Below are 13,281 nucleotides of genomic sequence, written 5' to 3'. Positions count from 1 at the left end.
TCGCCCAGTGGGACCTCAGCGCCGGCCGACCGATCGAGCGGCGACTTGAGGTCACCCCGCGACTCCAAGTCGCCGGTCGACGGTCGAGGCGGCCGGACCGCCCCGCGCCCTACGCCTCCAGGTTCCTCAACCGCAGCCACCCAGCGAAGGCGAACGCGGCGGGCCACGCCACGGTGATGATGAGCGCCGCGCCGAAGGAGACGCGGTCGTCGGCGTCCAGGTCGTTCGTGGTGAGGCGGTCGAGGCCGACGTCGAGGACGAGGTGGCGGAACCAGTCGTCGATGAGGACGAGGATCGCCACGAGGTCGACGCCGAAGAGCAGCAGGACCAGGGAGACGGTGATCGCCGGGCCGGTGGAGCGCACGAGGGCGCCGGTGCCGAACGAGATGACGCCGTAGACGAAGCAGCGGATGAAGAGGTTCCAGTAGGCGTCGACCACGTCGCCGCCGCCGACGCCCTCGGTGCCGGCCTCGGCGGGCAGGACGAGGCCGAAGACGACGACCGCCGTCGCGCCGAGGACGACGAGCCCGAGGCAGGTGATGGCGAGGACCGCGAGCTTCGACAGGTACAGGCGCTCGCGGGGGACGCCGGTGAGCAGCTGGTAGCGCAGCGTCCCCGCGGCGTGCTCGTCGCTGCCGAGGCGGGCGCCGACGAGGACGGCGAGGATCGGGCCGATGAAGGCCAGCGAGCTCGTGCCGTCGCGGACGAACTGCTGGCCGCCGTCGAGGTCGATCGTCTCCGTGGCCGCCAGGAGGAAGACGACGGAGGCCAGGACGAACGGGAGCATGAGCGCCGACCACCACAGGCCGGTTCGGCGGCGCAGCTTGAGCAGGTCGGCGGCGATCAGCGCGGTCATGCGTCGGCCCTCCCGGACGCGGCCTGGCGGGTCGACTCGAGGTAGCGCTCCTCGAGGGTCTGGACGTGGCGGCGGATCTCGGCGACGCCGACGCCGCCCTCGACGAGCCGCCGGGTGATGGCGATCGCCTGCTCGCGCTCGCCGACGCCGTCGAGGCGCAGCCGGCCGCCCTCGAGGTCGGAGATCCGGATGTCCGGGTGGGCGAGCAGCTCCCGTGCGCGCCCGGGGTCGTCGACGTCGAGCACGAGGGCCAGGCCGCCGCCGGAGATGAACGCGCTGACCGAGGACTGCTCGACGACGCGGCCCTGCTCGACGATGGCGACCTCGTCGCAGAGCTTCTCCATCTCGTCGAGCAGGTGCGACGAGAGGAAGACCGTGCGCCCGTCGTCCTCGACGAGCCCGCGGATGAGCGTGCGGAACTCGGCCATGCCCTCGGCGTCGAGGCCGTTGGTCGGCTCGTCGAGCACGAGCAGCTCGGGCTCGCCGAGCAGCGCGCGGGCGACCCCGAGCCGCTGGCGCATGCCCATGGAGTAGTTCGAGACCTTGTCGTCGCCGCGGCCGCGGAGGCCGACGCGGTCGAGCATCTCCGGGATGCGCTCCCGCGGGTCGCCGTCGAGCAGCGCCGCGTGGACCACGAGGTTCTCGACCCCCGTCATGTGGGCGTGGAAGCGCGGCTCCTCGACGATGGCGCCCACCCGCCGCAACGCCGACCGCGGGTCGGCCGCGACGTCGACCCCGCCGATGAGCACGCGTCCCTCGTCGGCGCGGGCGAGGCCCAGCAGCAGCCGGATGAGCGTCGTCTTGCCCGCGCCGTTGGGCCCGAGGAACCCGAAGCACGAGCCGGCCGGAACGTCGAGGTCGACGTGGTCGACGGCCGTGCGCTCGCCGAAGCGCTTCGTGAGCCCGCGGGCCTCGATCAACGTCACGCTCCTGATGCTGGCAGACGACCCGGTCCCGACACCGAGCGATGAGGGGTTCAGGTTGCGCTCAGGAATGCCGAAGGTGCGCTTGACCCTCCTCCGACACCCTGCGCCCATGCTCCTCCTCCACCCCGTCCTGGACCAGCCCGCCGGCATCGACCGCGAGCAGGCGCTCGTGGCCGAGACGGCCATCGCCGCCGCGGGCGGTGGCGCCCTGCGCCTCCTGCACCGCGAGGGCCGCCTGCGCGACCGCTGGTACGCCGTGGTCGACGCGCCGGCCGGCGGTCAGGTGACCGTCGAGCTCGACGCCCGCATGGGGACCGCGGTCATCCGCCCGGTCACCCTGCGCCAGGCCGCCTAGCCGCCGCGCGCCCGCACGCGCCGGGTCAGCCGACCCGGCGCGCCCCCACGAAGTGCTCGGCCCAGTAGCCCGAGCCGAAGGAGTGCTCCATCACGCCCTTCGTCGTCGCCGAGATGGCGGTCGTCGGACCGGTGGCGATGCCCACGTGCGACGCGCCGGCGCCGTTCGTGGAGAAGAAGACGAGGTCGCCGGCCTGGATCTGGGACTTCGCGACCCGCCTGCCCTGCCCGTACTGGTCGAAGCTCGTGCGCGGCAGTGAGATCCCCGCCGCCTTGAACGCCTGGACGGTGAGGCCCGAGCAGTCGAACGCCGACGGGCCGTTGCCGCCCGAGGCGTAGGGCTTGCCGACCTGCGCCCGCGCCGCCTCGACGGCCGCCGCGGCGCCCTTCCCGGCGGGCGCCGGCGCGCCGGCGGCGGCCTCGTCCTGCGGCGCCCCCGGGTCCGCGTCCGTCGTCCCGCCCGGCGTCACGCCCAGCGCCGCGAGGAGCTGCGCGTCGGGCCGCCCGTCCACAGGGAGGCCGGCGCGCTGCTCGGCCCGCCGGATCGCCGACCGCGTCCTGGGCCCCACCGCCCCGTCGGCCGAGACGCCCAGGGCCCGCTGCAGCGCCTTGACCGCCGTGCGGTCCAGCGCCATGCCGGACGCCGGCGCTGCGACGAGGCTGCGGCGCTTGGCCACCGGCGAGCCCTTCGACGCCTGCTTGGCCGACAGGCCGAGCGCCCGGCGCGTCTGCGGACCGACCACGCCGTCGACCGCGAGGCCCTTCTCGCGCTGGAAGGCGCGCACGGCCTTCGCCGTCGCCGGGCCGAAGACGCCGTCGCTGCCGATGCCCAGCGCCCGCTGCAGCGCCCGCACCCCGTCGCCGCTGCTGCCGCGCTGGAGCACGCCCGCGTCGCCGACCTGCGCCGTGGACGTCCTGGCCGCCTGCGCGGTCTGGGACGCCGAGGGCGCGAGCAGCGTCGCGGTGACGAGCGCCGCCGACACCTTCGCCGGGGTGGCGTGGGCCAGCCCGGGGCGGCGCGCGGCCGTCGCCTCGCGACGCCGGCGGGACCGCTCGAGCGAGCGGTCCCAGAGGTCGGGGCTGCCGAGGTCGCGGTCCCCCGGGGGCTCCGCGCGGATCGCCCAGCCGTCCTGGCTGCGGGCGTAGGGGTCGTCGGTCAGGCGCAGGGGCCGGACGGCGCTCACTCGATGGTGCTCCTTGTCGTCGAGGCCTACGAGGTGAGCTGACGGGCTCGCGCCGCGATGGCGCTACGTCGCTCGAGCGAGCGGCGACGATTCGCCCCAGGACCGGTGAGGCCGGTCCGCGTGGGTCCCCCGCTCCCGCCGCCCTGGGGCGGGCGGGACTCGGCCTTGGTGGGTCGTCGCGGACCATAACCACGAAGCCGGGCAGAAGGTGCGCCCGCAGGTGCGACATCGGGCCCTTCACGACCCTCGAACATGCGTCCATGTGTCGCACCTGATCCAGGTGCGTCTTACCGTCATCGAGGAGTGGTGGGGGACAAGGGCAAGGATGCGGGGCCTGGGCCCCGTCGCGGCGACGCGACCCTCGAAGGACCGCGCGCCGACCGCCGGCGGGTGCTGGCGCTGCACGGCACGCGCGGCCTGACGGCGGCGCTCATCGTCAGCGTGCACGCCGGGATGTTCTCCGGCACGTTCGTGCACGGCTCGATCCGCGCGGACCTCCTCCGGCAGCTCGAGTCGACCGTCCCGGTCTTCTTCGCCCTCTCGGGCTTCCTGCTCTACTCGCCGTTCGCGGCCGCGCACGCCGCCGGTCGTCCCGCGCCGCGGATGGTCGCCTACGCCGCGCGCCGCGTCCTGCGCATCTTCCCGGGCTACTGGCTGGCGCTCCTGGGCGTCATGGCGCTGTACCCGCTGCTGGGCATCAGCTCGCCGAACCCCAGCAGCCCCGACGGGCCGCTGCAGGCCCTCGCCTGGTACGGCATGGTCGCCGGCTGGCTGACCGGCGACGACCGGCTGCGCGCGATCCAGCAGGCCTGGACGCTCGACGTGGAGCTGGCCTGCTACGTGCTGCTGCCGTTCGTGGCGCTCCTGGCCGGCCGGCTGGTCGCGCGCGGTATGTCGTGGCTGCGCGCGGAGGTCCTCTGCGTCGGCGGCCTCATCGCCGTCTCGGTCCTCTGGAAGGTCGGCTTCGCGATCTCCGCCGACGGCCTGGCCCCCGGCACCCAGCAGCTCTACTTCCCCGTCGCGTACTTCGACGCGTTCGCCGTCGGCATGCTGCTCGCCGTCCTCGCGCTGGGCGCCGACCGCGGCGAGCCGCTGCCCCGGTTCGTGCGCCGCGGCCTGTCGGCCCGCGGCGCCTGGACGCTGTGCGCCGCGTTCGTCCTCTTCTCGCTCTTCGTCCTGCGCTCGGACACCCCGGCGGAGGCCGGCAAGCAGTTCACGCCGGCGCGGTTCCTCGTCGAGCACCTCACGACGAACGCCATCGGCCTGCTCGCCCTGGCACCGGTCGCGCTGGGCTGGGGCCCCGTCGACCGCGTGCGGCGGATCCTCTCCCACCGGGTGCTGCTGTGGTTCGGCACGGTCTCCTTCGGCCTGTACCTCTGGCACTTCCTCGCCCTGGACCTCATGCGCACGGGCGGCGTGAGCTTCGGCGGCGGGATCAAGAGCTGGTTGGGCTGGTACGGCGCGACGCTCGTCATCACCCTGCCCATCGCGTGGGCCAGCTGGAAGGCCGTCGAGCAGCCGGCGCTGCGCCTCGCGCGCCACGTGCCCGAGAGCAGGCCGCAGCGCAGCGCCGCCCTCGAGGCGGCCGAGACCGAGGCGGGCGCCGCCGCGGTCGAGACGCGCACGCCGGTCCCCGCCTAGCGGCGACGCGCCCGGCCCGGCAGGATGCGGGGCGATGGTGCCGGCGCAGACCACGACGGACGACGGCCGCGTGCGCGGGCTGGTCGCCGCCCTCCTCGCCCACGACGCCGCCGCGGCGCGACGGCTGGTGGACGACGCCGCCGACGCGGGCATGGAGGTGCCGGACCTCTACACGGACCTGCTGCAGCCGGCGATGTACGAGATCGGCCACCGCTGGGCCGTCGGGACCGCCACGGTGGCCGACGAGCACTTCGCGACGACCGTCGCCCAGTCCGTGCTCGGCGCGCTGCGCGAGCGCCTGCGCGTCCCCGCGCGCCACGGCCGCCTGGCGATCGTCTCGTGCACCCCCGGCGAGCTGCACGCGCTCGGCGCGCAGGTCGTCGCCGACTTCCTGGAGAGCGACGGCTGGGAGACCCTGCACCTCGGAGCCTCGCTGCCCGCCGACGAGCTCGCCGGGATCGTCGACGCCGAGTGCCCCGACCTCGTGGCGCTGTCGACGACGACCGCCTCGGGCCTGCCGGGCGTCGTCGAGGCGCTCGCCGCGCTGCGCGCCCTGCCCGACCCGCCCTACGTCGTCGCCGGAGGGCAGCTGTGGACCGACCAGGTGCAGGCCGACGCGCTCGCCGCCGGCGCCGACCGGGTCCTGCGCGACCCCCGCGCGCTGCTCGAGCACCTGCACCGCTGGTTCCCCGAGACGGAGGGCCGGGCCTGATGCGCGTCGACCTCACCCTCCGGGCGCTCCAGGCGCCCGACGTCGCCGCGGCGGCCGCGGACGCCGAGGCGCTGGGCTTCGACGGCGTCGGCCTCACCGAGTCCACGGGCGACCCGTTCATCGCCTGCGCGCTGGCCGCCACGACGACACGGCGCGCCCGCATCGCCACCGGCATCGCCCTCGCCCTGCCGCGCACTCCGACGGCCGTCGCCTACTCGGCCTGGGACCTGCAGGCCCTCTCGGGCGGGCGCTTCGCCCTCGGCCTCGGCACGCAGGTCCGCGCCCACGTCGAGCGGCGCTTCGGCGTGCCGTGGTCGCGCCCGGCGGCCCGCATGCGCGAGTTCGTCCTGGCCCTGCGGGCGATCTGGACGGCATGGGAGACCGGCGGCGAGCTGCGCTTCGAGGGCGAGTTCCACCGGCTCTCGCTCATGCCCGCCGGGTTCCGGCCGGCGCCCACCGGCCATCCCGCGCCGCCCGTGTTGCTGGCCGCGGTGCGCGAGCGGATGCTCGAGGTCTCCGGCGAGGTGGCCGACGGCGTCCTGCTCCACGCGCTGCAGAGCCCGGAGGTCCTGCGCGAGGTGACGCTGCCGGCGATCGGCCGCGGGCTCGAACGCGCCGGCCGCGCCCGCGAGGACGTCGAGGTCGTCGTCGGCCTCTTCCTCGCCACGAGCGACGCCGAGTGGGAGGCGATCCGCCGCCGCGTGGCCTTCTACGGCTCGACGCCGGGCTACCGCCACGTGCTCGACCACCACGGCCTGGGCGCGCTGCACGAGCAGCTGCACCCGCTCTCGCGGGCGGGCGACTGGGCGGCCATGAGCCGCCTGGTCGACGACGACGTCGTCGCGCTGTTCGGCGTGCGTGCGGCGGGCCGCGAGCCGGCGGACGTCGCCGCCGAGGTCCTGCGCCGCGCCGCGGGAGCCGACCGGGTCAGCCTCACCGGCGAGCAGCCGGACCTGACCACCTGGGCGCAGGTCGCCCAGGCGGTCAGGCAGGCAGCGGCTAGTAGCTGATCAGCAGCTCGATGCGGCGGTTGAGCCGGCGGCCGGCCTCCGTCGCGTTCGTCGCGCGCGGGCGGGTCTCGCCCATCGTCGTGATGCGCGTCTGCGCCTTCAGGCCGGCGTCCTTGAGCTGGGCGCACGCCGCCTTGGCCCGCTTGAGGCCGAGCAGCAGGTTGTAGGCCGGGGCGCCCGTCTTGTCGGTGTGGCCGACGCAGACGACGCGCTTGGCCCCGCGCAGCTCACGGACCAGGCCGCGCAGGGTGCGCTTGGACCGCGCCGTCAGCTTGGCCCGGTCGAAGTCGAACGGGTCGAGCTGAGGCAGGATCTTCGTGCGCTGGGCGTGGAGCGTCGCGCTCGCCGTCTCGGTCAGCACCTGGCCCTGGCCGCGGCCCTTGGCCTTGACCTCGAGGCGCACCTCGAGCCCGCCGACGGCCTGCTGGAGCATCTTGCGGCCGGTGGCGTTGAGCTTGACCTGCACGGCGCCCGCGCTGCGGCCGTCGGCGCCGACCTTGCGCACCCCGGTGCCGACGAGCTTGCCCTTGACGTAGGCCTTGACGGTGCAGCTCTGCAGGACCGGCTGGTCCAGCGAGCAGCCGACCTTGACGTTGCGGCCGTCCTCGACCGTCGCGCGGGACGCGATGGCGGGGGTCACCTTCGTCGCGGGCTTGGTGGCGGGCGGCTTCGGGGTCTCGTGCCCGGCCTCCCAGACGACGATCGCCGGGGCGCCGAGGTTGCCGGCCAGGTCGACCTGGCGGACCTGCACGACGTGGCCGCCCTTCTTCAGGCCGGTCAGCTTGAGCGGCAGGACGCAGGGCTGGTACGGGCCGTCGTCGACCTTGCAGACCAGGACGGCGCCCGGCTCGTGCGAGACGTCGATGACCGCGTCGGTCGACGGCGAGCGCGGCTCGGGGCGCTCGACCGGGGTCGGCGCGGGCGGCGGCGTCTTGTCGACCGTCCAGGTGTGGTCGACGCGCGGGCCCTCGTTGCCGGTCTCGTCGATGGCGACGACCGAGAACGTGTGCGGGCCCTCACCGAGACCGCTGAGCGTGAACGGCGAGGTGCACGGCCCCCAGGCGCCGCCGTCGAGCTTGCACTTGTACGTCGCGCCGGCCTCGGGGCCGGTCCACGTGAACGTCGAGGTGCCGGTGTTCGAGGGCGAGGCCGGGCGCTCACCGAGCACGACGACGTCCGGGGCGATCGTGTCGACCGTGATCGTCACCTGGTCGGTGGCGGTGTTGCCCGCGAGGTCCGTGCTCGTCGCGACGAGCGTGTGTGCGCCCTCGGCGAGCGCGGCGACGAGCGGCAGCGAGAGCTTGCCGTCGTTGGCGAACACGCCGCCCGCGATCGTCGTCGCGCCGTCCTTGAGGACAAGCGTCGCGCCCGGCTCGCCCGTCAGGGTGACGGTCGGCTTGGCGTTGGCGATGCGCCCGGGGGCGGGGGCGGTGAGGTCGACGGAGGTCGTGCGGTCCACCTCGAAGGTGCGCTGGACGACGCCCGAGTCGTTGCCCGCGGCGTCGCGGGCACGGAACTGCACCGTGTGGGTGCCGACGGCGATGGACGGCAGGTCGAACGGCGTGGCGCAGGTGGCCCACGCGCCGCCGTCGACCTTGCACCACAGGGTGGCGCCGTTGTCGACGGTGAGCTCGAAGTGCGCGTCCGGCGCGTTGGTGTGCGCCGGCGGCTCGACGTCGACCGCCGGGTCCGCGGGCGGCGTCGTGTCGACGGTCCAGGTGTAGGAGGCCGGGGTGGCGTCGGTGTTCGTGAACGGGTCGACGGCGCGCACCTGGAAGGTGTGCGGGCCCTCCGCGAGGCCGCTCAGCGTCTCGCCGTCGACGCAGGCCGCGAACGGCGCGCCGTCCAGCGAGCACTCGTAGGTCGCCTGGGGGTCGTCGGTCGAGAGGTCGAACGTCGCGCCGGTGGCGTTGGTCGGGTCGGCGGGACCGCTGTCGATCGTCGTGGTTGGCGCGGTGGCGTCGACGTCGAACGTGCGCGAGGCCGGCGTGCCGTCGGTGTGGCCGTTGCGCGTGGCGCGCACCTCGAAGGTGTGCGTGCCGTCGATCAGGCTCGCCGTGGTGTGCGTGCTCGTGCACGCCGCCCAGGCGCCGCCGTCGACGCGGCAGGTGAAGGTCGCGCCGCCGGGCGTCGAGCTGAAGGTGAAGTCCGGCGTGCGGTCGGTGGTCGTGGACGAGGCGGTCGGGCCGCTGTCGATCGTGGTGTCCGGCGGCAGGAGGAGGTTCGACGGCTCCGAGCCGGTGGCCGGCGCGGCGTTGTCGGCCGTCACCACGGCGCGCACGCCCTTGCCGGCGTCGCTCGCGGTCAGCGCGTAGGACGCGGCGGTCGCGCTGGCGATGTCCGCGCAGTTCGTGCCGTCGAGGTCGCAGCGCTGCCACTGGTAGCTGCGGGCGATGTGGCCGCCGCGCCACGTGCCGCCGGTGACCGAGGCGGTCCCGTTCGCGGCGAGGGTGGCGACGGGGGCGACGTCGTTGACCGGGGTCAGGTCGGTCTGGTCGGTCACCGTGTTGTTGCGCGGGTCCGACTCGCCGGTCTGGCCGCCGGGGGTCTGGCCGGCCGTGAGGGTGAGCGACGCGTCGTCGGCACCGGCCGCGACGTCGGCGACGACGGTGTAGGTGGCCGAGGCGCCGACCGGCAGGTCGGCGGTGGTGTCCGGCAGGCCGCTGCCCGAGCTCGCGTCACAGCTGCCGCCGCCCGCGGCCACGCAGGTCCAGGACTGCGGCGTGATGCCCGTGGCGCCCGAGAGCTTGACGGTGGCGTCGACGACCGGGTTCGGGCCGTCGTTGGTGACCGTCGCCGTGTACGTGCGCTGGCCGGTGCGGGGCGCGCCGGCGTCCCCGTCGGTGAGCGTCGCGCGCAGGTCGGCCGGGAGGACGACCTGGGTGTTGCGGACCTCGTGGTTGTTGTTCGAGCCGCCGGTCGCGGAGACGAAGCCGAGCTTCAGGGTCGACGGCGCGGCGGGCAGCTGCTGCTCGCTGATGACCGTCTGGATCTGGCCGTTGGGGTAGGTGATGTAGACCGACAGCTTCATGTCGGTCGTGATCGCGACCTTGACCTTGCGCGAGGAGGCGCGGGGCGCCTGCAGCGACTGCGACGTGACGACCGAGCCGAGGTACGGGTAGGTGGGGGTGCCGCCGCGCACGCCGACGCGGTTGGGGAACAGGGCGCCCGGGCCGCCGACCTCGCCGCCGTTCTGGTTGCAGAACGTCGAGTTGAAGAAGTTGCCCCACTCGTCGAAGCCGACGCCGATGTACGCGCCGCTCAGGCCGGGCGTGTTCGTCTGCGGGCAGTTCGTGTAGCCGATGGAGCCGCCGACCGGGCCCGTGCTGAAGCTGCCCTGGGCGACAGAGCCGTCGTAGAGGAAGAAGACGAGGCCGTCGGCACCCGTGCCACCCCACGCCGCGTACTCGAACTCGGCGAGCACGCCGTTGTTCGACGGGAACGCGTCGTTGAGGTTGGCGACGCCGAACTGGTTGTTCACGGCGCCGGTCAGGCGCAGCCAGCCGTTGCCGTTGCCGTCGCCGGAGTTGGCGGTCAGCGACGCGTTGCCGCCGAGGTTCCACCCCGGCTGCATGGTGGTGTTGCGGAAGGACTCGGTGATGGGGAAGGTCGCGGCGAGGACCTTCGCGGGTGCGAGCAGCAGGAGCGCGGCGGCGAAGAGGGCCGCGATCCCGGCCACCAAGGCACGGGTGGGGGACGACGTGGGTCGGGGCACGCCCCGAGCAGTCGGCCAAGCGCGGCCCGAGGCGCAACGGACGTCGCCGATCCGGTCCTCCGGGGGACCGGTTTGCGACGAACGGCGGGCGTCGCGCCGTCTGTCGGCCCAGAACTGGCTACTCCATGTCGAGCCCGAGGCGGTCGCGCAGGGCGTCGAGCACCGGGTCGTCGGCGCGGCCCTCGCGGATCTCGCCCAGGCGCTGCTCGGCGAGCTGCACCTCGAGGCCGACGCCGAGCTCGCGCCCGGTGGTCGCGCAGGCTTCGACGAGCGCGGCGATGGCGTTGCGGTCGGCCTCCGCGGGCCTCTCCGGGATGCGCAGCGCGATGCCGACCGTCCGCTCGTCGGACTCCGCCGGCGTGGCGTCGAAGGACCGCGGCTCGGGTCCCTCCCACGCGTGCAGCTGGGCCGCGGCGTGGGCGATGTGGTGCAACGCGTCGGCGTGCTCGTCCTCTGCGGGCTCGACGACGAAGAGCACCAGGTACGGGTCGCGCACGCCCGTCAGGGTGCCACGCGCCGGTGCGTGGGGTCCACGGTCCGCCGCGGACGTCGATGGCGCCGCTACGCTCGCGCACGTGGACCTCGTCCAGCGCGTCCAAGCCGGTGAGGGCGAGTTCCTGCTGTTCGCGCTGACGCCGCCGCGGCACGACACCGATCGCGAGCGCGCGCACGAGATCGCCGAGACGACCGTCGCGCGGTTGCGCCCGGTCGGGCTGGACGGCCTGGTCCTCTACGACATCGACGACGAGCGCGACCGCAACCCGGCCGAGCGGCCGTTCCCGTTCATGCCGACGCTGGACCCCGCCGACTTCCTCGCCGACCACCTCGGGACGTGGGACACGCCGGTCATCGTCTATCGGGCGGTGGCCAAGTACGCGCCCGAGCGCCTGCGGGCGTGGCTGGCCGCGCAGGATCCGGCACGGTCGATGACGGTCCTGGTCGGCGCCGCGTCGAGCCGCACGCCGGCGCGGACGCCGCTCAGGGACGCCCAGGCGCTGCTGCGGGAGGTGAACCCCGGTCTCGCAGCGGGCGGCGTCGCGATCCCCGAGCGCCACAGCCGCCGCGAGGACGAGCACCTCCGGCTGCTGGCCAAGCAGGACGCGGGGTGCCGGTTCTTCGTGACGCAGGTCGTCTTCGACCTCAACGCGGCCAAGAACCTGGTCTCCGACTACCACTACGCCTGCCAGGCCCGTGGCGTCCGCCACGCGCCGCTGGTCTTCACCTTCTCGGTCTGCGGGTCGATGAAGACCCTCGCCTTCCTGCGCTGGCTCGGGGTGGACGTCCCGCGCTGGATCGAGAACGACCTCGAGCACGCGGCCGACCCCCTCGCGCACTCCTACCAGCAGGCCCTCGCGACGGCCACCGAGCTGATGGCCTTCTGCCGCGCGCTCGGCGTGCCGTTCGGGCTCAACGTGGAGAGCGTGTCCATCCGTCGCGTCGAGATCGAGGCCGCCGTGCAGCTCGCCCACGCGCTGCGCGCCGGCCTCCGGCGCTGATCCCTGAGGGCCTCAGGCGGCGACCAGCGCGGGCCGGCGGTCCTCGGCCGGCCCGAGCGGCACCGTGCGCCGGCGCACCACCACGCGCCCGCCGCGGTGGGGCGCGAAGGCCACGCCGCGAAAGCGCCAGCGCTCCGGCCGCGCCGTCGTCGGCTGCAGCTCGAGGTGGCGCAGCACCGTGCGCAGGACGACGTCCAGCTCCATTTGCGCGAACGCCGCGCCGATGCACCGCCGGATGCCCCCGCCGAACGGGATCCAGCGGTAGGTCTCGGGCGCCCGGCCGACGAAGCGGTCCGGGTCGAAGCGCAGGGGGTCGGGGTAGTTGCGCGGGTCCTCGTGCAGCAGGACCGCCGAGGTCATGAGCATCACGCCCGCGGGGATGACCCACTCGCCCAGCGCGAACGGCTCGCGCGTGAAGCGGCCCGTGCCGCCGATGACCGGGCGCACCCGCTGCACCTCGCGGATCGTCGCCTCGCGCAGCGCCTTGCCGCCGGCCTCGACCTCGTCCTCGAGGCGGCGCAGGACCTCCGGGTGGCGCGTGAGCCGCTCGACCGCCCAGGCGAGCGTCGTCGCCGTGGTCTCGTGACCGGCGGCCAGGAGCGTCAGCAGCTGGTCGGCGACCTCGTCGCGCGTCATCGGCGAGCCGTCCTCGTGGCGGGCCTGGACCAGCAGCGCCAGGACGTCCGAGCGCTCGTCGAGACGGGGGTCGCGCCGCGCCTGGGCGAGCAGCTCGTCGACGACGCGGTCGAACGCCGCGCGCAGCGCGAGGAACCGGCCCCACGGGCTGCGCGGCCCGAGGTCGCGCTGGAGCTGCGGGAGGGTCGCCAGCCGCGACCCGAGCTCGACCTGGCGGGGCAGGATCCGGCGCAGCGCGTCGAGCTCGGCGCCCTGGGCCCCGAAGACCGCCCGGAGGATCGCGTTGAGCGTGATGCGCATCGTGGCCGGGAGCACCGCGAGCTCCTCGTGCTCGGGCCACGTGGCGATCTCGCGCTGGGCCTCCTGCTCGATGATCGCCTCGTAGCCCTGCATCCGCCGGCCGTGGAACGGGGGCAGCAGCAGCCGCCGCTGGGACAGGTGGCGGTCCTCGTCGATGGCCAGCAGCGAGTGGCGACCGAGCACCGCGCCCAGCGGGCTCTGCGAACCTGCGTGCAGCACGTGCGGCGGCGCCTGGAAGACGTGCTTGGCGAGGTCCGGGTCGGCGACGACGACGCCCGTGCCGATCACCGGGATCCTCACGGTGATGACGTCGCCGTAGCGGCGCTGCATCCAGCGCAGCGCCTGGTTCTGCCAGAAGAGGCCCAGCAGGCCCTGGACCGGCGTCGGCAGGGGCGGGCCGGGCGGCAGGCGCGGCTCGGTACGAGGAGGTACCGCCGTCGTGGGACGACGG

Annotated in this window: 11 protein-coding genes and 1 riboswitch; of the genes, 5 read left to right on the top strand and 6 right to left on the bottom strand. The window is 74.8% G+C overall.

From position 1 onward, the window contains the following. Nucleotides 1–109 precede the first annotated feature (109 nt). Together JUB12_RS18515 and JUB12_RS18510 are read right to left on the bottom strand one after the other, a co-directional pair. Nucleotides 110–856 carry an ABC transporter permease gene (locus JUB12_RS18515; protein WP_205696910.1) on the bottom strand — a complete coding sequence of 249 codons (747 nt, stop codon included), beginning with the start codon at nt 854–856 and terminating at the stop codon, nt 110–112. Beyond that, on the bottom strand, nt 853–1,782 hold the full coding sequence (locus tag JUB12_RS18510) for an ABC transporter ATP-binding protein (protein WP_205696909.1): 930 nt from the start codon (nt 1,780–1,782) through the stop codon (nt 853–855). The genes JUB12_RS18515 and JUB12_RS18510 overlap by 4 nt, the downstream gene beginning before the upstream one ends. Before the next feature lie 109 nt (nt 1,783–1,891). Between JUB12_RS18510 and JUB12_RS18505 the strand changes: the two genes are divergently transcribed. After that, nucleotides 1,892–2,137, top strand: coding sequence for a hypothetical protein (locus JUB12_RS18505; RefSeq protein ID WP_205696908.1), 246 nt, complete (start codon nt 1,892–1,894; stop codon nt 2,135–2,137). A gap of 25 nt (nt 2,138–2,162) precedes the next feature. Here JUB12_RS18505 and JUB12_RS22145 read toward each other — a convergent pair whose 3' ends face one another. After that, entirely contained in the window at nt 2,163–3,320 is a 1,158-nt protein-coding gene (locus tag JUB12_RS22145) for an NlpC/P60 family protein (protein ID WP_205696907.1), read from the bottom strand. Nucleotides 3,321–3,328: 8 nt separating this feature from the next. Beyond that, nucleotides 3,329–3,495: riboswitch (cyclic di-AMP (ydaO/yuaA leader) on the bottom strand. A 215-nt stretch (nt 3,496–3,710) separates the two neighbouring features. Between JUB12_RS22145 and JUB12_RS18495 the strand changes: the two genes are divergently transcribed. Genes JUB12_RS18495 through JUB12_RS18485 form a run of 3 tightly spaced genes read left to right on the top strand, consistent with a single transcriptional unit; the run spans nt 3,711 to nt 6,683 of the window. Continuing rightward, nucleotides 3,711–4,961 (top strand): acyltransferase, encoded by a 1,251-nt coding sequence (locus tag JUB12_RS18495; RefSeq protein ID WP_205696906.1) that lies wholly within the window; start codon nt 3,711–3,713, stop codon nt 4,959–4,961. A 34-nt stretch (nt 4,962–4,995) separates the two neighbouring features. Then, nucleotides 4,996–5,673 (top strand): B12-binding domain-containing protein, encoded by a 678-nt coding sequence (locus JUB12_RS18490; RefSeq protein WP_205696905.1) that lies wholly within the window; start codon nt 4,996–4,998, stop codon nt 5,671–5,673. Beyond that, nucleotides 5,673–6,683: a TIGR03617 family F420-dependent LLM class oxidoreductase gene (locus JUB12_RS18485; RefSeq protein WP_205696904.1), complete on the top strand. Its 1,011-nt coding sequence runs from the start codon at nt 5,673–5,675 to the stop codon at nt 6,681–6,683. The genes JUB12_RS18490 and JUB12_RS18485 overlap by 1 nt, the downstream gene beginning before the upstream one ends. Here JUB12_RS18485 and JUB12_RS18480 read toward each other — a convergent pair. Next, entirely contained in the window at nt 6,673–10,362 is a 3,690-nt protein-coding gene (locus tag JUB12_RS18480) for an Ig-like domain-containing protein (protein ID WP_205696903.1), read from the bottom strand. The two genes, JUB12_RS18485 and JUB12_RS18480, sit on opposite strands and share 11 nt — an antisense overlap. Nucleotides 10,363–10,516: 154 nt before the next feature. Continuing rightward, nucleotides 10,517–10,894: a hypothetical protein gene (locus JUB12_RS18475; RefSeq protein ID WP_205696902.1), complete on the bottom strand. Its 378-nt coding sequence runs from the start codon at nt 10,892–10,894 to the stop codon at nt 10,517–10,519. Between the two features lie 79 nt (nt 10,895–10,973). Between JUB12_RS18475 and JUB12_RS18470 the strand changes: the two genes are divergently transcribed. Then, on the top strand, nt 10,974–11,894 hold the full coding sequence (locus JUB12_RS18470) for a methylenetetrahydrofolate reductase (RefSeq protein WP_205696901.1): 921 nt from the start codon (nt 10,974–10,976) through the stop codon (nt 11,892–11,894). Between the two features lie 12 nt (nt 11,895–11,906). Here the strand turns inward: JUB12_RS18470 and JUB12_RS18465 are convergent, their stop codons facing one another. After that, on the bottom strand, nt 11,907–13,220 hold the full coding sequence (locus tag JUB12_RS18465) for a cytochrome P450 (protein ID WP_256436589.1): 1,314 nt from the start codon (nt 13,218–13,220) through the stop codon (nt 11,907–11,909). Nucleotides 13,221–13,281: the final 61 nt, after the last annotated feature.

This window comes from Conexibacter sp. SYSU D00693, from assembly GCF_017084525.1.
In the GTDB taxonomy this organism is placed as follows: domain Bacteria; phylum Actinomycetota; class Thermoleophilia; order Solirubrobacterales; family Solirubrobacteraceae; genus Baekduia.
Note: the sequence above shows the minus strand (reverse complement) of the source record. Positions and strands in the feature narration are given on the sequence as shown.